General features: G+C 66.9%; 15 protein-coding genes. 6 read left to right on the plus strand and 9 right to left on the minus strand.

All coding sequences use genetic code 11. From position 1 onward, the window contains the following. The first annotated feature begins 59 nt into the window (after positions 1 to 59). The 4 genes from bamA to rpmE all read left to right on the plus strand — a co-directional run bounded on the left by bamA (position 60) and on the right by rpmE (position 4,232). Positions 60 to 2,819: an outer membrane protein assembly factor BamA gene (bamA, locus tag CA237_RS08740; RefSeq protein WP_066689893.1), complete on the plus strand. Its 2,760-nt coding sequence runs from the start codon at positions 60 to 62 to the stop codon at positions 2,817 to 2,819. Continuing rightward, a complete protein-coding gene (locus CA237_RS08745; RefSeq protein ID WP_066689859.1) occupies positions 2,819 to 3,430 on the plus strand; it encodes an OmpH family outer membrane protein in 612 nt (203 codons plus the stop codon). Before bamA ends, CA237_RS08745 begins: the two co-directional genes overlap by 1 nt. A 3-nt stretch (positions 3,431 to 3,433) precedes the next feature. Further along, entirely contained in the window at positions 3,434 to 3,904 is a 471-nt protein-coding gene (gene fabZ / locus CA237_RS08750) for a 3-hydroxyacyl-ACP dehydratase FabZ (RefSeq protein ID WP_066689860.1), read from the plus strand. A gap of 97 nt (positions 3,905 to 4,001) precedes the next feature. Then, positions 4,002 to 4,232, plus strand: a complete 231-nt coding sequence (rpmE, locus tag CA237_RS08755; protein WP_066689861.1) for a 50S ribosomal protein L31 — start codon at positions 4,002 to 4,004, stop codon at positions 4,230 to 4,232. Between the two features lie 267 nt (positions 4,233 to 4,499). On the opposite strand, the gene CA237_RS08760 is transcribed toward rpmE, so the two are convergent. From CA237_RS08760 to CA237_RS08800, 9 genes are all read right to left on the minus strand, one after another. Further along, positions 4,500 to 6,809 carry a glycoside hydrolase family 3 C-terminal domain-containing protein gene (locus CA237_RS08760; protein ID WP_126013713.1) on the minus strand — a complete coding sequence of 770 codons (2,310 nt, stop codon included), beginning with the start codon at positions 6,807 to 6,809 and terminating at the stop codon, positions 4,500 to 4,502. 155 nt (positions 6,810 to 6,964) lie between these two features. Continuing rightward, positions 6,965 to 7,546 carry a hypothetical protein gene (locus CA237_RS08765; RefSeq protein ID WP_066689863.1) on the minus strand — a complete coding sequence of 194 codons (582 nt, stop codon included), beginning with the start codon at positions 7,544 to 7,546 and terminating at the stop codon, positions 6,965 to 6,967. Positions 7,547 to 7,588: 42 nt separating this feature from the next. Continuing rightward, the gene (locus CA237_RS08770; protein ID WP_126013715.1) at positions 7,589 to 8,275 is read right to left on the minus strand and encodes a response regulator transcription factor; all 687 of its coding nucleotides are present in this window, start codon (positions 8,273 to 8,275) and stop codon (positions 7,589 to 7,591) included. After that, a complete protein-coding gene (locus CA237_RS08775; protein WP_066689865.1) occupies positions 8,275 to 10,947 on the minus strand; it encodes a sensor histidine kinase KdpD in 2,673 nt (890 codons plus the stop codon). The genes CA237_RS08770 and CA237_RS08775 overlap by 1 nt, the downstream gene beginning before the upstream one ends. Further along, complete coding sequence (gene kdpC / locus CA237_RS08780; protein WP_066689866.1) at positions 10,947 to 11,528, minus strand: potassium-transporting ATPase subunit KdpC; 582 nt, start codon at positions 11,526 to 11,528, stop codon at positions 10,947 to 10,949. Before kdpC ends, CA237_RS08775 begins: the two co-directional genes overlap by 1 nt. Positions 11,529 to 11,539: 11 nt before the next feature. Further along, positions 11,540 to 13,573, minus strand: coding sequence for a potassium-transporting ATPase subunit KdpB (gene kdpB / locus CA237_RS08785; protein ID WP_066689894.1), 2,034 nt, complete (start codon positions 13,571 to 13,573; stop codon positions 11,540 to 11,542). 11 nt (positions 13,574 to 13,584) lie between these two features. After that, positions 13,585 to 15,288: a potassium-transporting ATPase subunit KdpA gene (gene kdpA, locus CA237_RS08790; RefSeq protein ID WP_066689867.1), complete on the minus strand. Its 1,704-nt coding sequence runs from the start codon at positions 15,286 to 15,288 to the stop codon at positions 13,585 to 13,587. A 12-nt stretch (positions 15,289 to 15,300) separates the two neighbouring features. Then, positions 15,301 to 15,390, minus strand: a complete 90-nt coding sequence (kdpF, locus tag CA237_RS08795) for a K(+)-transporting ATPase subunit F (RefSeq protein WP_066689868.1) — start codon at positions 15,388 to 15,390, stop codon at positions 15,301 to 15,303. A gap of 110 nt (positions 15,391 to 15,500) precedes the next feature. Then, on the minus strand, positions 15,501 to 16,358 hold the full coding sequence (locus CA237_RS08800; RefSeq protein ID WP_066689869.1) for a TorF family putative porin: 858 nt from the start codon (positions 16,356 to 16,358) through the stop codon (positions 15,501 to 15,503). Positions 16,359 to 16,517: 159 nt separating this feature from the next. Between CA237_RS08800 and CA237_RS08805 the strand changes: the two genes are divergently transcribed. Both CA237_RS08805 and CA237_RS08810 read left to right on the plus strand, forming a co-directional pair. Continuing rightward, entirely contained in the window at positions 16,518 to 17,099 is a 582-nt protein-coding gene (locus CA237_RS08805; protein WP_066689895.1) for an ANTAR domain-containing protein, read from the plus strand. After that, positions 17,096 to 18,195 (plus strand): CmpA/NrtA family ABC transporter substrate-binding protein (locus CA237_RS08810; protein WP_126013717.1); only part of this gene is annotated, 1,100 nt, incomplete at its 3' end. The genes CA237_RS08805 and CA237_RS08810, both read left to right, overlap by 4 nt.

Consider the following 18,195-nt stretch of genomic DNA (forward strand, 5'->3'; position numbering starts at 1 on the left):
CGGTTAGGGCAGGGCGCAATCGTCCTGTTTGGAAAGTTCCTCCGGTTGGGGTGGGTTTGGTGACGGCAAGCAAGTTTTCGATTTACGGCGCGCATGGCGTCGCGCTGCTCGCGAGCACGATGCTCTCGGGCACGGCCGCCTCGGCCCAGACGCGCCCGGCCGCTGCTGCCCCGGCAGTCCAGCCGCCCACCGCGCAGGCGCCGGCGGCGCCCGTCGCGCCGACCCGTACCATCCGCTCGCTCCGGGTCGAAGGCGCACAGCGTATCGAACCGGACACGGTGCTGTCCTATACCAAGCTGCGCGTCGGCATTCCGTACACCGCGGAAACGCTCGATCAGGCGATCAAGGACCTGTACGCGTCGGACCTGCTCGCCAATGTCGAGATCGAGGGCGCCGAGACCAGCGACATCATCGTCCGGGTGCGCGAGAACCCGATCATCAACCGCGTCGTGCTGGAAGGCAACAAGCGGCTGAAGGACGACAAGATCACCAAGGAGATCAAGCTCGCCCCGCGGCAGATCTTCACCCGTACCGCCGTCCGTGCCGACGTGGCGCGGATCGTCGAGCTGTATCGCCGTCAGGGCCGGTTCGCGGCGAATGTCGAGCCGAAGATGGTCATGCTCGACCAGAACCGCGTCGACGTAATCTTCGAAATCCAGGAAGGGCCGAAGTCCAAGGTCCGCCAGATCAACATCCTCGGCAACGAGGTGTTCAGCGACAGCGAGCTGCGCGGCGAGATGGCGACCAAGGAGTCGCGGCCGTGGCGCATCTTCAGCTCGAACACGAGCTATGATCAGGATCGCCTCGCCTACGACCAGCAGAAGCTGCGCCAATTCTACCTGACCAACGGCTATGCCGATTTCCGCGTCATCTCGGCCGTTGCCGAACTGACGCCGGACAAGGAAGACTTCATCATCACCTACGTGGTGGAGGAAGGGAAGCGGTACAAATTCGGCGATGTGGCGGTCGAAAGCGCGATCCGCGACTTCGACAACGCATCGTTGACCAAGTCGCTGCCGATGAAGAAGGGCGACTGGTACAACGCGAAGCTGACCGAAGACGCGATCGACCAACTGAGCGAATATGCCGGGCTGTTCGGCTATGCGTTCACCGACGTGCGCCCGGAATATCAGCCGGACCGCGAAAACCTGACCATGGCGATCACGTTCTTCCTGAACGAAGCCAACCGCACCTATGTCGAGAAGATCGACATCACCGGCAATACGCAGACGCAGGACCGCGTGATCCGTCGCGAATTCCGCGTGGCCGAAGGGGACGCGTTCAACGCGTTCCTGATCAAGCGTTCGCAGGACCGCATCAATTCGCTGGGATATTTCCAGGACAAGTTCGAAATCGAGCGCAAGGAAGGGTCCTCGCCCGACCGGATCATCCTGGCGGCGAATGTCGAGGAAAAGTCGACCGGCGAACTGACGCTGTCGGCCGGCTTCTCCAGCCTCGAACGCTTCATCATCCAGGCGTCGATCCGCCAACGGAATTTCCGGGGCAAGGGGCAGGACCTTCAGGCGTCGGTCAATTATTCGACCTATCAGAAGTCGATCGAGCTGGGCTTCACCGAACCCTATCTGTTCGACAAGAATATCGCGCTGGGCGGTACGCTGTTCCGCCGCGATTTCAATTCGTTCAACTTCCTCGGCACCGGCCGCAACTCGCTCTATTCGCAGATTTCGACCGGCGGACAGGTCGTGGCGAGCGTGCCGCTGACCGAGTTCTGGACGCTGTCGGGCCGCTATCAGTTGAGCCAGGACAATGTCGGGCTGGACGAGGCGACCTATTTCACCGACGGCGTCTGCGACCCGTTGAAGGCCGGGCGCTATCTGTGCGATTCAATCGGCAACCGTTTGTCGAGCATCGTCGGCGCGAATCTGATCTTCGACAATCTCAACAACCGCCTGCGCCCGTCGCGTGGCCAGCGGCTGGTGACCGGCGTCGACTTTGCCGGTCTGGGCGGCGACGTGCGCTATGCCCGCGTGCGCGGCGACTTCGACAAATACTGGAATCTCGGCGGGTTCGTCCTGTCGGCCGGTATCGAGGGCGGCTATATCCACGCGCTCCAGAAGAGCCCGGGCGAGGGAATCGATCCGGTCCGCATCGTCGATCGCTTCTATCTGGGTGAACCGCAGTTCCGCGGCTTCGACATTCGCGGCGTCGGCCCGCGCATCCAGCGGCAGCGTTACACCGGGTCGGTCGCCGGGGGCGATCAGGCGCTGATCACCGCACGCGATCAGGTGCTGAACGACCCGCTGGGCGGCAAGGCCTATTATCTCGGCAAGCTCGAACTCGAGCCGCCGTTGGGATCGGGCATCGCCGAGCTGGGGCTGCGTCCGTCGATCTTCATCCAGGCCGGTGCGCTGTTCGGCGTCACCCGTCCGCTGCCGACCGTTCAGTTCGAGCAGGCGAAGAATGCCGATGGCACGTTGCGGTTCAACAAGGACGGGTCGCCGTCGTTGCTGCCGTTCAGCCAGCCGACCAAGATCAACGGTCAGCAGGTCTACAACAACCAGTTCACCGACGCGTCGGGCGCAACGGCATTCCGCCAGACCACCTGTGCGGTCGGTTACTCGGCGACGATCGGTGGCACGTGCGCCGGCGGTGAAGCGAACACGCTTGCCGTGTCGACCACCGATCCCTTCCTCGAACAGTTCCTTGGCGATTCGGCTCGCCCGCGCCTGTCGATCGGTATCGGGGTGAACTGGAACTCGCCGTTCGGGCCGCTGCGCATCGACCTTGCCAAGGCGTTGCTGAGCCAGCCGGGCGACGACAAGAAACTCATTACTTTCAACGTAGGAACCCAATTCTGATGCGTAGCTTCACCAAGGCGGCTGTCGCCGCATTCGTTTTCGCCCTTCCGACCGCCCCGGCGTTCGCCCAGGCGCTGCCCGACGCGAAGATCGCCGTCGTGGATTCGGAGCGGATCTTCCGCGACTGCACCGCGTGCAAGGCGGCAACCGCGCAGCTCCAGACGCAGCGCACCCAGCTCCAGTCGCTCGCGACCTCGCTCGGCCAGCCGCTGCAGACCGAAGCGCAGTCGCTGCAGACCGCCGTGACCGCCGCCAAGGGCAACCCGGACGCCGCGCTCCAGACCCGCATCCGCACCTTCGAGCAGCGCCAGCAGCAGGCGCAGCAGCAGATCGGCCAGCAGGAACAGCAGGTCCAGCGCAACATCGCCTATGTCCGCGAACAGATCGGCACGAAGCTGGGCCCGATCATTACCCAGGTCGCGCAGCAGCGCGGCGCGACGCTGGCCGTCGACAAGGGCAGCAGCTTCTACAACGCACCGGCGACCGAGATCACCGACGCGGTGCTCGCCGCCCTCAACGCGCAGCTGCCGAGCGTCAGCGTGACCGCCCCGGCACAGGCCGCCCCGACCGCGCCCGCCGCCGGCGCACGTCCGGCCCCGGCAGGCCGCTGATCGATGGAAGGGGAAGCGACCTCGATCGGACCGCTCGACATCACGCGCGTGATGGCGGCGATCCCGCATCGCTATCCCATGTTGCTGGTCGACCGTGTCGCGGAGCTGATCCCCGACCGGTCGATCACCGCGATCAAGGCGGTGACGATCAACGAAGGCTTTTTCCAGGGGCATTTCCCCGGCCGTCCGATCATGCCGGGCGTGCTGATCGTCGAGGCGCTGGCGCAGGCCGCCGGCATCCTCGCGGTCGAAAGCCTCGGCCTCGCCGGCTCGGGCAAGCTGGTCTATTTCATGTCGATCGACGGCGTGAAGTTCCGCAAGCCGGTCGAGCCGGGCGTGCTGCTGACGCTGGAGGCGGAGTTCGTGCAGAAGCGCGCGCGGGTCTGCAAGTTCGCGGGCAAGGCGCGGATCGATGGCGAACTGGCCGCCGAATGCGAATTCACCGCGATGATCGCCGACCCGCCCAAGGCGTAGGCGGATACCGATCATTGCTATTATGGGCGCGTCCGTGTACGGGCGCGCCTTCCCCTTTCCAGGGCTGGTCGGAACCAGCCGCTTGCGGAGACAGTCGATGAAGAAAGACACGCACCCCGACTACCACATGATCAAGGTCCAGATGACCGACGGCACGGTGTTCGAAACCCGCTCCACCTGGGGCAAGGAAGGCGACACGATGCAGCTGGACATCGACCCGCTGGCGCACCCGGCATGGACCGGCGGCCGTGGCCAGATGCTGGATTCGGGCGGCCAGGTCGCGCGCTTCAACAAGCGCTTCGGCGGTCTCACGCTCGGCAAGAAGTAAGTCGCACGCGGCGGGATGCCGCGTCGATTGCTGCGAAAAGGGCCGCGGTGGCAGATGCTACCGCGGCCCTTTTTGTTTTGCGGAGAGCGTCACCTTCCCCACTTCATGGCGTAAAACCCGGCCGGCTCGGCTTGTCCGGCGGACGACGAATTTGAGCGCGACAGGACCGATCCACCAGCTCGTCATCCCGGGTCAAGCCCGGGGTGACGGAGATGGCGTGGTCTGGTTGGACGATCCGGGGATCGAGACCGATCCCCGGACGTCCCATCACCGCCCGCGATTGTCGAGCGTAGCGGGCGCCAGCCGCACCGTTGCCCGTTCGGCGATGTCGGTCGCGGAATGGGCCAGCAGCAGCTGATAGTCGCCGCCGGCGATGTTCCAGCCGCGGGTCTTGCTGTCGAAGGTCGCTAGCAGGCGCGGATCGACGGTCAGCGTGACCGACCGGCTTTCACCCGGGGCCAGATCGACCTTGGTGAAGCCGCCGAGCCGCTTGGGTGCTTCCCAGCCGTTGCCGGCGACATAGAGCTGGGCCAGCCCCTTGCCCCGGACCTTGCCGCTGTTGGTGATGGTGAAGCTCGCCGACACGCTCTTGCCCTGCGGCGTGGCGGTCAGCTTGCCGAGCGTGAAATTGGTGTAGGAGAGGCCGTAGCCGAACGGGAACAGCGGCCTGGCGCCGGTCTTGTCGAACCATTTGTAGCCGACCGCAGCGCCTTCGATATCGTAATTGCCCATCGGGTGTGAATCGCGGTCGAGCTTGGGATCGCCCTCGATCACCGGACGCGGCAGCTGGGCGAGCGAAGCGGGGAAGGTTGCGGGCAGGTGACCCGACGGGTTGACCTCGCCGGTCAGGACGCGGGCGATCGCTTCGCCGCCCGAGGTGCCGGAATACCATGCCTCGAGCACTGAGCCGACCTTTGGCAGCCACGGCATCAGCACCGGACCGCCGGTTTCGAGCACGACGACGGTGCGCTTGTTGGCGCGCGCGACCGCGTCGATCAGCGCATCCTGATTGTCGGGCAGGTTCAGGTTCGGCGCGTCGATCGATTCGCCAGTCCATTGTTCACCGAACACGATGACGACATCGGCCTTGCGCGCGGCGGCCGCGGCGGCGCGAACGTCCTTGCCGTCGAGATAGGTAACGGTGGCGCGGGTGCGGGCCTGCAACGCCTTCACTGGTGAGGACGGGTGGTAGAGCTTGGGGCCGGGGAAGCCGCTGGGGAATTCGTCCGGCACGGCCAAGCCGTTGACCGGACCGCCATAGGGATAGACCTGGCTCGACCCGCCGCCCGACAGGACGCCGACATCGGCATGGGCACCGATGACGAGGATCGACTTTGCCGTGCGCGACAACGGCAGCAGGCCCGGCGTGTTCTTGAGCAGGACGATGCCTTCTTCCGCATCGGCGCGGGTGACGGCGGCGTGGGCGGCATAGTCGATCGTGGTCGCGCGGTCGCCGGCCACCGGCTTGTCGAACAGGCCGTTGTCGAACATCGCCCACAGAATGCGGCGGGCCATGTCGGTCGCGCGGGCTTCGGGCACATAGCCGTTGTTGACCGCTTCGCGCAGCGCATCGGCGAAATAGGGCGAGCGGTCGAACGCCCAGCCCGATTGCTGGTCCAACCCGGCATTGGCCGCCTGCGTCGTCGAATGGGTTGCGCCCCAGTCGGACATGACGAAGCCCTTGTAGCCCCAGTCCTGCTTCAGCGTCTTGTTGAGCAGCCAGTCATTCTCGCACGCATAGAAGCCGTTGACGCGGTTGTAGGCGCACATGACCGATCCGGGATCGCCGACCTCCAGCGCGAATTCGAAAGCGAGCAGGTCGGACTGGCGGGCGGCCTGTTCGCCGATCCTGTGGTCGATGTTGAAGCGGTTCGTTTCCTGCCCGTTGAAGGCGAAATGCTTCATCGTCGAAACGACGTTCTGCGACTGGATGCCCTTGATCTCGTGGCCGGTGATGATGCCCGCGAGCAGCGGGTCTTCGCCGCCATATTCGAAATTCCGCCCGTTGCGCGGTTCGCGCATCAGGTTCATGCCGCCGGCCAGCTGCACGTTGAAGCCCGACAGAAACGCCTCGTTCCCGATCATCGCACCGCCCGCCTGCGCGAGTTCGGGGTTCCAGGTCGCGGCGGTGGCGATGCCCGAGGGGAGCGACGTGCGCAGACGCGGGGTCTGCGTACGCTGGCTGGCGACGCCGACACCGGCATCGGTCTGCCACTGGTTCGGGATGCCGAGGCGCGGGATGCCCGGGACGATGCCGGCGGAATCGGGCAGGCCGTCCTTCGGCATCTGCCAGTTCTTGATCGGCGAGCGTTGCCATTCCGCCTTGGTCGAGAAATAGCCGAAGGTCAGCTGGAGCTTTTCGTCGAGCGTCATTTCCTTCAGCAGCAATTCGGTCCGCGCCGCGGCGTCGAGCGCGGTGTTCATCCATGGGCGCTGCTGCGGGCCTTCGGTCGGCGCACTAGCGGCCTTGGGTGCGTTGTTGGTCGTCTGCGCCAAAGCGGGCGACGACAGGATGCTGCCGGCGAGCAACGTGCCGCCGAGCAGGCGCAGCAGGGTGGTGCGGGAAGTGGCGGGCATGCGGTGCTTTCCGATCGAAGTCGAGTGAACGTTCACAATGGTTCTATTCAGTCCGTTTGTCGATACTGGCATCATCGTCCCCCAGCCGTTTCCTGTTCGCTGTTCGCGCCCGACTTACTGCAGGATGATAACGTTGTCAGCCCAGACGGTCTGCGTCAGTCGGCATCGGTCCGATCGGCGCCGAACAGGGCGTAGCGTTCGCGCCAAGCGGCTACCTCTGGCGCGAGCGCGGCGGGCGGCGGGGTGTCGGACAGGACGTGACGGGCGACGTCGGCCGCCGGGTGCATCAGCATCTTTTCCTCGCCGTCGCTGAACCAGACCGGCACCAGGTCCCGGCACAGGCGGTCGAGCGTCGCGGCGGCCAGCCCGTTGCGGATTGCGTCGCTGCCCGGCAGCATGCGGATATTGATCGACACCGCCTCCAGACAATTCTGCGCCTGGTCGACGAAATTCAGCGAGACGAGCAGGCCGGAGCGGTCGGGCCGGGCGGCGTCGGGCAGGTCGGCGCGGCGGCGCCAGACACAGAACCAGGTCCGGCAGATATGCGGGCGTACTGCGTGGATGCCGCATCCGCCTGGCGTCAGGTGCGAACAGGCGATGCCGGCCGGCTTGGCGAAATCCGGCGAATTGACCGTCAGATGGGTGCAGCAGGCAGTGCAGTCGCCGCAGTCGCGCTCCGGCAGGACCGGGCCGAGCAGCATGGTTTCGATATCGGGTTCACTCGGCGGGCGGTGCATGTGCGGCCTATACCGCCGGATGCCGAAGCGGCAAAATCGCGGTCAGCTGTCAGACCGCAGCCGATAGCCGACGCCCAGTTCATTGGCGATGACGTTGCCGACCGGGTCGGGGGCTTCGAGCTTCTGGCGCAGGTTGCGGATGATGATGCGCAGATATTCGATGCGGGGGTCCTCGTCGCCACCCCAGCAGGTCGTCAGCAGCCGTTCGTGCGTCACGATGCGGCCGATGTGGCGGGCGAGTTGCGCCAGCACGTCATGTTCCTTGCGGGTCAGGTGGAGCTCGACCCCGGCGCGGAATACGGTGCGACGATCCAGGTCGATGCGCAGGTCGCCGCGCTCGACGATCTGCCGTGCGGGGTCGTTGGCGCGGCGATGCCGCAGCGCGACCCGGAGGCGCGCGAGCAGTTCCTCGGTATCGAACGGCTTGGTGACGAAGTCGTCGGCGCCGAGGTCGAGCGCGGATACCTTTTCCTCCACGGCATCGCGCGCGGAGACGACCAGCACGACCGCGTCGCCCTGCGCACGCAGCAGCGGGATCAGGCTCAGTCCGTCGCGGTCGGGCAGGCCGAGGTCGAGCAGGACCGCGTCGGGGCGTTCGGCTGCAGCTTCGTGCAAGGCATCCCGACCGTTACAGGCGTCGACGACGTCATAACCTGCGCGGACCAGGGTGTTGCGGAGTAGACGGCGGATGGCGGCTTCGTCGTCGACGACGAGAATTTTCGCGGGCATCAGTCGGCGCTCCCCGCGACGTCGCGCAGCAGCAGGGCGGGCGGGAGGATCAGTGAGAAGATAGCGCCGGCGCCATCGGGTCGGTTCGCGGCGGTGACGGTCATCCCCATCGCTTCGGCAAAGGCCTTGACGATGGCAAGGCCCAGCCCGGTGCCGCCGGCCGAGCGATCGGTCCCCTCCAGCCGGGTAAAGGTTTCGAACACGCGCGCCTCCTGTCCGGGGGGAAGGCCCGGCCCCTGATCGCGGACCGACAGGCTGATCTCGCCATAGCGGTTGCGCCCTTCGATCACGATTTCGGTGCCCGGATCGGCGTAACGCCCGGCATTGTCGAGCAGATTGAGCAGGCAATGGTGCAGTAATTGCGGATCGACGCGCACCAGCGGCAGATCGGGCGGCACGTCGAGGCGGACGTCATGCCCCGCCAGCGCATCGCGCGCGTCGTGCGCGGCCCCGGCGACAGCATCGCTGAGGTCGGTCGCCTCGACCTTCAGCCGGATCGCGCCGGCCTCCACCCGCGCCATGTCGAGCAGGTTGGCGACGAAGCGGTTCAGCCGCGCCGCTTCCGACCGGATCGTGCCGACCAGTTCGGGCGTGACGCCGTGGCCCAGCTGGTCGGCGGCGACCATCACGGCGGTCAGCGGGGTGCGCAGGTCGTGGCTGACCGACGACAGCAGTGCGGCGCGCAGCCGGTCGCGGGTACGGACGGCGTCGACGTCGCGCATCTCGGCCTGCAGGCGCAGCCGTTCGAGGACGAGCGCGGATTGGTCGGCGAGGCTGGAGAGCAGGGGAAGCTGGTCGGGGCGGACCGGATTGCCGCCACTTTCATTGGCGATGGCCAGTACACCGACCCTCCGTTCGCCGGCCTTCAGCGGGTGGAACAGCCATTCGGAGGCGGTGAGCGTGCCCGATCCCTTGCCGGCAGGCGTGCCGGTTTCATAGGCCCAGTTTGCGGCGGCGTGGTCCATGGTGTCGAGCCGATAGGCCGGGTCGGTCGCGGCAAGGATTGCGACGTTGCTGGCGCGATCCGGTCCCAGCAGCAGCACCTGTACGCCGAGCAGCCGTCGAACATCGTCGCAGATCATCCGCGCGGCGGTGTCGATGTCGTTTACGCTCGCGATCTGGCGCAGGAAGCCGGCGAGCGTCGCGTTGGTCCGCGCGCTGGCGGCGGCAAGATCGGCCTGCGCCCGCACGCGCGCGGTCAGCTGGCTGGTCGCGACGGCGACACCGAACAGCACCACGACCGACACGATATTTTCGGGATTGCTGATGCTGAGCGTGCCGACCGGTGGCAGGAAGAAGAAGTTGTAGGCGAGGCTGGAGGCCAGTCCGGCGAACAGGCCGGTGCGAAGCCCATGCAGGCTGGCGGCGACCATCACCGGGAGCAGATACAGCATCCCGATATTGCCGAGTTCGAGGATGTGGAACAGCGCGCTGGCGATCGCGGTGATGCCGGCGACCATCGCGGTAGTCAGCGCGTAGCCGGTGGCCGTACCCCAGGGATGTATCGGGCGCTGTCGGCGGCTGTCGGGCGGCGCTTCGCCTTCGACCGGCAGGACGTGGATCGTCACGCCCGGCGTGTCGCGCACCAGCCGGTCGACGACCGATCCATGCCGCAATTCGAACCAGCGCGACCGGCGCGACTTGCCCAGCACCAGCTGGGTCGCGCGGGCATCGGAGAGAAAGCCGCGGATGCCGTCCACCACATTGGGCGCCGGCACGGTCGCGACCGCTGCGCCGAGTTGAGTCGCGAGGGTCATCGTCGCAGCGACGCGGGCGTGCTGCGCCGGCGTGAAGGCGGCGGTGCGCGGGGTTTCGACGAACAGCGCGGTCCAGGGGCCGCGCAGGCCGTCGGCAACGCGCTTGGCCGCGCGGACCAGATTGTCGGCGCCGGGCAGTTCGTTGATCGCGACGACGATCCGGTCGCTGCCCGCCCAGGTCCCGCCCAGCCCCAGCGCGCGAACATCGTCGAGCATTCGGGCGTCGACCGCCTGTGCGGCGCGGCGCAGCGCCAGTTCGCGCAGCGCCGAGAGGTTCGATTTGGAAAAGAAATGGTCGAGCGCGCGGGTGGCCTCCTGCGGCAGATAGACCTTGCCCGCCTTCAGCCGGTCGATCAGCTCGTCGGGAGGGATATCGACGACCTCGATCTCGGCGGCTTCGAGGATGCTGTCGGGCACGGTTTCGCGGACGCGGACCCGGGTGAAGCTGGCGACGACGTCGTTGAGGCTTTCGACATGCTGGATGTTGAGCGTCGAATAGACCGAGATGCCGGCGGCCAGCAGTTCTTCGACATCCTGATAGCGTTTGGGATGGCGGCTGCCCGGTGCGTTGGTGTGCGCCAGTTCGTCCACGAGGACGAGGCGGGGGGTACGGGCCAGGATGGCGTCGATGTCCATCTCGCCCAGCGTGCGGCCTTCATAGGCGACGTCGCGACGGGGGACGATTTCGTGCCCACGGGTCAGCGCCTCGGTCTCGACCCGGCCGTGCGTCTCGACGACTCCGACCACCACGTCGACGCCGTCGCGTTTGCGCGCCGCCCCTTCGGACAGCATCTCATAGGTCTTGCCGACCCCCGGCGCCGCGCCGAGGAAGATCTTCAGCCGCCCGCGCCCCTCCTGCGCGGCGGTGCGCAGCAGGGCGTCGGGGTCGGGACGGTGCGGGTCGGCTGGCGGCATCAGCGCGGGGCGGGGGCCAGCCGGTCGAGTGCGCGGTTGAGCGCGAGGACATTGACAGTCGGGTCGCCGAGGACGGAGGTTTCGGTGGTCTCCGTCACGAGGCGGCGGACCGCATCGACGCCGATCCCGCGTACCCGCGCGACCCGGGGCGCCTGTGCCAGCGCGGCGGTTGGCGACAGGTCGGGGTCGAGCCCCGATCCGCTGGTGGTCACGAGGTCGGCTGGCAGGGGGCCGTTCACCGCTTCCGCGCGCTGCTTCGCCACGTCTGTCGTTACGCGTTCCATCAGCGCCTTGGACGTCGGGCCGAGGTTGGAGCCGGACGAGGCGAGTCCGTCATAGCCCTTGCCTGCCGCCGATGGACGGGTCTGGAAATAGCGGTCGGTGGTGAAGGCCTGTCCGACGACACTCGACCCGATCACGCGGCCGGCGTCGTCGCGGACCAGGCTGCCATTGGCCTGCGCCGGGAAGAGCGCCTGTCCAATCCCGGTCATCGCCAGCGGATAGCCGAGGCCGAGCAGCGTGGCGAACAGTAGCGTCATCACGATGGCCGGCCGCAGCGCGGAGGAGAAATCCTTGTTCATGTCCGTCTTCCTTACGCGAGGCCGAGGCCGCTGACGACGATATCGATGAGCTTGATGCCGAAAAACGGCGCGACCAGCCCCCCCAGACCGTAGATGGCGAGGTTGCGCGACAGCAGCGGCCCCGCCGCCATCGGCTTGTAGGTGACACCCTTCAGCGCCAGCGGCACCAGCATCGGGATGATGACCGCATTGAAGATGATCGCCGACAGGATCGCCGATTGCGGCGAGGCCAGCCCCATGACGTTGAGCACGCCGAGCGTCGGGTAGAGCGCGACGAACATCGCCGGGATGATCGCGAAATATTTCGCGACGTCGTTGGCGACCGAGAAGGTCGTCAGCGCCCCGCGGGTCATCAGCAACTGCTTGCCCAGCCCCACGACCTCGATCAGCTTGGTCGGATCGCTGTCGAGATCGACCATGTTGCCCGCTTCGCGTGCGGCCTGCGTGCCCGTATTCATCGCCACGCCGACATCCGCTTGGGCAAGGGCGGGGGCGTCGTTGGTGCCGTCGCCGCACATCGCGACCAGCTTGCCGCCCTGTTGTTCCTTGCGGATCAGCGCCAGCTTGTCCTCCGGCGTCGCTTCGGCGAGGAAGTCGTCGACCCCGGCTTCCGCAGCGATGGCGGCGGCGGTCAGCGGGTTGTCGCCGGTGATCATCACCGTACGAATCCCCATGGCGCGCAGTTCGCCGAAGCGTTCGCGGATGCCGGCCTTCACCACGTCCTTCAGGAAGATCGCGCCGAGCAGCCGGCCGTCCTTCACCACCGCCAGTGGCGTGCCGCCGGCCCGCGCAATCTCATCGGTGATGCGGCGCAGTTCGGTGGCGGCTGCGGTGGCGCCGGCACCGCCGCTCACCTTCAGGATCGAATCGACCGCGCCCTTCTGGATCACGGTCTCGCCGTCCCGGATGCCCGACACGCGGGTCTGTGCGGTGAAGGGAATGACCTCCGCGCCCGACGGCATCGTCAGTCTCAGGTCGAACCGGTCGCGGGCGAGGACGACGATCGAGCGGCCCTCGGGCGTCTCGTCGGCGAGGCTGGCGAGCAGCGCCGCCTCGGCCAGTTCGGCCTCGCTGGTGCCGCCGACCGCGCGGAACTCGGATGCCTGACGGTCGCCGATGGTGATCGTGCCGGTCTTGTCGAGCAGCAGCACGTCGACATCGCCCGCCGCTTCCACCGCGCGGCCCGATTTGGCGAGCACGTTGAAACGGACCAGCCGGTCCATGCCGGCGATGCCGATCGCCGACAGGAGCGCGGCGATGGTCGTCGGGATCAGCGTGATGAGCAGCGCGGCGAGGATCGCGACGGGGATGTTGCCGCCGGCATAGCTGGCGAACCCCGGAATGGTCGCGACCGCGATCAGGAAGATGATGGTGAGGCCGACGAGCAGCAGCGTCAGTGCGATCTCGTTCGGGGTCTTCTGCCGCTCCGCTCCCTCGACCAGCGCGATCATGCGGTCGAGAAAGCCCTTGCCCGGCTCGACGGTCACGCGGACGCGGATTTCGTCGGAGATGACGCGGGTCCCGGCGGTGACGGCGGAACGGTCGCCGCCCGCCTCGCGGATCACCGGCGCGCTCTCGCCGGTGATCGCCGCTTCGTTGACCGAGGCGACGCCCGACACGACCTCGCCGTCCGACGGGATCAGGTCGTTGGTTTCGACCAGTACGACGTCGCCGACGGTCAGCGCGCTTGCCGGAACGGCGTCATAATTGCGTCCATCGCCACGCAGCCGCTTTGCGGTCAGTTCCGCCTTGGTCGCGCGCAGCGATGCCGCCTGCGCCTTGCCGCGCCCTTCGGCCAGTGCCTCGGCAAAGGTGCCGAACAGGACGGTCAGCCACAGCCACACGACCAGTTGCAGCTTGAAGCCGGCGGTCAGGCCGTCATTGCCGACGACGAGCAGGATGGTGAGCAGCGCCGCGACGGTCGCGGTCACGAACATGACCGGATTGCGCACCAGTTCGGCCGGGTGCAGCTTAACGAACGAAGCCCGACACGCCGGCACGATCAGATCGGCGGTGAACAGGCTCTTGCCTTGGGATTGTGCCACCATGGCTCCCCTTAGAAGGATTGACCGCGGATCATCGCGAGATGATCGGCGATGGGACCGAGCGCGAGGCTCGGCAAGAAGGTCAGGCCGCCCAGCACCAGGATGATGCCGACCAGCAGCCCCACCCACAGGCCGCCGGTGGTCGGGAAGGACCCGGTGCTTTCCGGCGTATGCTTCTTGGCGGCGAGGCTGCCGGCGATGGCCAGCATCGGCACGATGACGAAGAAGCGGCCGAGCCACATCGCGACGCCCAGCATCCCGTTGTACCAGGGCGTGTTGGCGGTGAGGCCGGCGAAGGCCGATCCGTTGTTCGCGACCGCGCTGGTGAAGGCGTAGAGGATTTCGCTGAACCCGTGCGGCCCCTTGTTGAGCGGCCCGGCCAGCCCCTGTTCCAGCACCGACGACAGCGCAGTGAGGCCGAGAATGGCGAGCGGGAGGACGGCGATGGCCAGCACCGCCAGCTTCACTTCGCGCGCCTCGATCTTCTTGCCGACATATTCGGGCGTGCGTCCGACCATCAGTCCGGCGACGAACACGGCGAGGATCGCGAACAGCAGGAAGCCGTAGATGCCGGCGCCCACGCCGCCGATCACGACCTCCCCCAGTTGCATGTTGAACAGCGGGATCAGGCCGCCCAGCGCGGTGAAGCTGTCGTGCATCGCATTGACCGCACCGCACGATGCCGCCGTCGTGACCACCGAGAAGAGTGCGCTGGCGGCGATCCCGAAGCGGACTTCCTTGCCCTCCATATTGCCGCCTGCGACACCAAGGCTGTGCAGCATCGGGTTGCCTGCGGCTTCCTGCCAGTAGGTGACGGTCGTGCCGGCCAGGAACAGGATCATCATCGCGGCGAGGATCGCCCAACCCTGACGCGGGTTGCCGACCGCCTTGCCGAAGGTCCAGGTCAGCCCGACGCCGATCACGAAGATCGACAGTATTTGGATGAAGTTGGTCAGTGCGGTCGGGTTTTCGAACGGGTGCGCCGAATTGGCGTTGAAGAAGCCGCCGCCATTGGTGCCGAGCATCTTGATCGCTTCCTGGGATGCGACCGGACCCAGCAGGATCGACTGACGTGCGCCCTCCAGCGTCTGGACGTCGACGACGCCGGCCAGCGTCTGCGGCACGCCGCTGGCGATGTAGAAGACCGTCAGCACGACACAGAGCGGGAGCAGCAGGTAGAGCGTGATGCGGGTGATGTCGGCCCAGAAATTGCCGATCGCCTTCGCTTCCCGCCGGGCAAAGCCGCGGAACAGCGCGAACGCCAGCGCGATGCCGGTCGCCGCCGACAGGAAATTGTGGATCGTCAGCCCCAGCATCTGGCTGAGGTTCGACATGGTGCTCTCACCGCCATAGCTCTGCCAATTGGTGTTGGCGGTGAAACTGATCGCGGTATTGAACGACAGATGCTCACCGACCGCCGCCAACCCCTGCGGATTGCCCGGCAGTACCGCCTGCAACCGCAGCACGGCATAGGTTAAGAACATCAACACGGCGTTGAACACGAGCATGTGCACGGCATAGCGCCGCCAGCCCTGTTCCTGGCTCGGATCGATGCCGGAAAGACGGTAGAGGCCCCGCTCGACGGGGCCGAGGAGGAGATGGAGCGGCGTACGACGGCCTTCGTAGAGCGCGTGCAGCCACAGGCCCATCGGCTTGGCCAGCGCCAGCAGGATGCCAACGAAGCCAAGAATCAGGAGCCAGCCCTGAAATGTCATGGAACCGCCCCTTCAGAAGCGTTCGGGGCGGATCAGCACCGCCACCAGATAGACGAGCAGCCCGAGCGCGGTGATCGCGGCGAGCCAGAGGTCGAGGGTCATCGCCGCCCCCTCACGCGTTGTCGCACAGGCGGACATAGGCGAGCGTCAGCGCGACCAGTCCGACCATGACGGCGAGCCAGAGAATATCCTGCATGATGGTCGCTCCCGATTCAGAAGGCGGCCGTCAGCGCGACGACGACCGTCCCGCCGGCGATGTTGCCGCTGCCGTCCTGTCCGCGGCTGAAGCTCGGGCGGAGATAGGCGGCGTCACGGTCGGAGAGGTCGGTGTCGACATAGCTGACGTTCAGGGTAAGGGTGCGCCAGGTCGCGTCCGCGCCCAGCGACCAGTCCCAATAGCTGCCGGTCGGTGACACAGCGGTCGCGTTGGGGCCAAGCCCGTCCTGACCCCAGCTGTGGCCGATATGCGCCTTGGCGGTGATCGGGATGCCGGTGACGGGGAGGGCGGCGTCGCCCCACAGGTAGAGATTGTCGTCCTTCGCGCCCGGGCGGGTATAGACCCCGCGTGCCGCATCGGCGCCGGTTGCATACCATTTCCCGATCGCCTCCTGCTTCGGCGCATAGGCGGCACCCGCGGTCAGCGTCGCGGGGCCGGCGGTGCCGGTCAGCCTGGCATAGGGTTCGGCGAAGTCGGTCTTGTCCGCCCCGCCGGGATAGACATACCAGGTCAGGCCGACGTCGAGCGTCGCACCGTCGGCGATCGCCGTCTTGTAGCCGGCGATCAGGTCCAGTTCCATGTTGGCGCCGCCGAACGTGCCCCATCCGGCAAGGTTCGATGCCCAGGTGCCGATATACGCGCCGCTGTCGTGTGCGATGGTAATGCCGCCCTGTACCGCCATTTCCTGATCCGACTGCGAGACGCCCCGGAAACGATAGTCGGAAGCGACGGCCGCCGATCCGCTGACGGTGACGCTGGCCGGCGGTTCGGTCGGTTCGGGCGCGGCCTGGGCGTAGGTGGTGGTGGGAAATGCGGCCAGCGCCAAGGCGATGGCGGCGGGACGGAACGTCATGGATGTTACCCCTATGTCGAGGCGTCCGTCACGCGACGGCGCCTTACGGGGTGCGCGATTAGGCGCATGGGGCGTATCAATTCGAGAGCGATTCCGTTCGATCGCATAGTGCTGGCGTATAGTTGCCGCATCCGGCCGATCGCGGTAGTCGAGGCATCCGTGAGGATCGCAATCATCGACACCAGCAGCACGCGCGCGGCGATCATCGCCGAGGGCCTGGCGGAAGCGGGGCTGGACGATCAGGTGGTGATCGATCCCGCCGGACCGATCGTCCGCCAGATCGAGGCATGTTCGCCCGAAGTCGTGCTGATCAACCTCGAAAATCCGGGCCGCGACCTGCTTGAGGATTTCTTCGCCATGTCGCGCGCGCTCGACCGGCCGATCGCGATGTTCGTCGATCAGTCCGATGCGGACAGCGCGCTGGCGGCGGTCGATGCCGGAGTGTCCGCCTATGTCGTGGACGGGCTTGCCAAGCAGCGGATCAAGCCGGTCCTCGATGTCGCCATCCGCAGGTTTGAAGCCTTTTCGCGGTTGCAGGCCGAGCTGGCCGAAGCGAAGACAGCGCTGGCCGATCGGCAGACGATCGATAAGGCCAAGGCGATTCTGATGCGGCGGCGCGGGATCGACGAACCCGCCGCCTATGCGCTGCTGCGCGGCCACGCGATGCAGTCGAACCGCCGCATTGCCGAAGTGGCGGAGGCGATCGTCACCAGCGATGCGCTGATGGGGGATTTGCCATGACGACCGAGCGTTTCCGTATCGGCTTCCTGCCGCTCGTCGACGCCGCGCTGCCGATCCTGGCGCACGAACTGGGCTTTGCCGAGGAACAGGGCGTCGCGATCGATCTCGTCCGTGACGTGACCTGGGCGGCGGTGCGCGACCGGCTGCTCTATGGCCATACCGATGCGGCGCATATGGTCGCGCCGCTCGCCATCGCGTCCAGCCTGGGCCGCGACCGGCCGGCGGTGCCGATGGCGGTGCCGTTCGTGCTGGGGCTGAACGGCAATGCCATCACCTTTTCGACCGCGTTGGGCGAGGCGTGCGGGCTGGGTGACGAACTGGGCGATCCGGTCGCCGTGGGTGCGGCGCTGAAGGCTGTGGCGGAAGCGCGTGCGTCGGCGGGGCGAAGGCTGCGCTTCGGTGTCGTCCATCGCTATTCCAGCCACAACTATATGCTGCGCTACTGGCTGGCGGGAGTCGGCATCCGACCGGATATCGATGTCGAGATCGTCGTGACCAGCCCGCCCTTCGCCGCCGATGCGCTGGCGGCGGGCGAGGTGGACGGCATCTGCGTGGGCGAGCCGTGGAATTCCATCGCGGTGGATCTCGGCGTCGGGAGGATCGCGCTGGCGACCGCGCAGATATGGCGGCGGGGCGTCGAGAAGGTGCTGGCGATGCGGGCTGATACCGCTGCCGGGCGGGGCGACGCGACGTTGCGGCTGATCCGCGCATTGCACGCTGCCGCTGCGCATTTCGTCGATCCCGCGACGGTCGAACAGAGTGCTGCGATCCTTGCCCGCGACGCCTATCTCGACGCGCCGGTCGACGCGATCCTGCGGGCGATCACCGACCGCATCCGGGTGGTGCCGGGCGGGGCGCCCGTTCACTATCCGGACTTCATGTTCCAGTATCGCGAGGCAGCGAACTTCCCGTGGCGCAGTCAGGCGGCGTGGCTTTATGCACAGATGGTTCGCTGGGACGGGCGGGGTTTTGATGCCGGGGACGCGGCGATCGCGGCGGCAACATTCCGGCCGGACCTGTATCGAGCCGCGCTGGCCGGATCGGGCGCGCCGTTGCCAGGCGCCAGTTCGAAGCTGGAAGGGGCGCTGGGTGGGCC

The organism is Sphingomonas sp. ABOLH, from assembly GCF_003951715.1.
In the GTDB taxonomy this organism is placed as follows: Bacteria; Pseudomonadota; Alphaproteobacteria; order Sphingomonadales; family Sphingomonadaceae; genus Sphingomonas; species Sphingomonas hankookensis_A.

Excerpts from the sequence above, each read along its gene's own strand:
- CA237_RS08770 (WP_126013715.1), bottom strand. The coding sequence starts at position 8,275 with ATGCCCGCGAAAATTCTCGTCGTCGACGACGAAGCCGCCATCCGCCGT.
- kdpF (WP_066689868.1), bottom strand. The coding sequence starts at position 15,390 with ATGACCCTCGACCTCTGGCTCGCCGCGATCACCGCGCTCGGGCTGCTC.
- CA237_RS08765 (WP_066689863.1), bottom strand. The coding sequence starts at position 7,546 with ATGCACCGCCCGCCGAGTGAACCCGATATCGAAACCATGCTGCTCGGC.
- CA237_RS08800 (WP_066689869.1), bottom strand. The coding sequence starts at position 16,358 with ATGACGTTCCGTCCCGCCGCCATCGCCTTGGCGCTGGCCGCATTTCCC.
- CA237_RS08760 (WP_126013713.1), bottom strand. The coding sequence starts at position 6,809 with ATGCCCGCCACTTCCCGCACCACCCTGCTGCGCCTGCTCGGCGGCACG.
- CA237_RS08745 (WP_066689859.1), top strand. The coding sequence starts at position 2,819 with ATGCGTAGCTTCACCAAGGCGGCTGTCGCCGCATTCGTTTTCGCCCTT.
- kdpA (WP_066689867.1), bottom strand. The coding sequence starts at position 15,288 with ATGACATTTCAGGGCTGGCTCCTGATTCTTGGCTTCGTTGGCATCCTG.
- kdpC (WP_066689866.1), bottom strand. The coding sequence starts at position 11,528 with ATGAACAAGGATTTCTCCTCCGCGCTGCGGCCGGCCATCGTGATGACG.
- fabZ (WP_066689860.1), top strand. The coding sequence starts at position 3,434 with ATGGAAGGGGAAGCGACCTCGATCGGACCGCTCGACATCACGCGCGTG.
- CA237_RS08775 (WP_066689865.1), bottom strand. The coding sequence starts at position 10,947 with ATGCCGCCAGCCGACCCGCACCGTCCCGACCCCGACGCCCTGCTGCGC.
- rpmE (WP_066689861.1), top strand. The coding sequence starts at position 4,002 with ATGAAGAAAGACACGCACCCCGACTACCACATGATCAAGGTCCAGATG.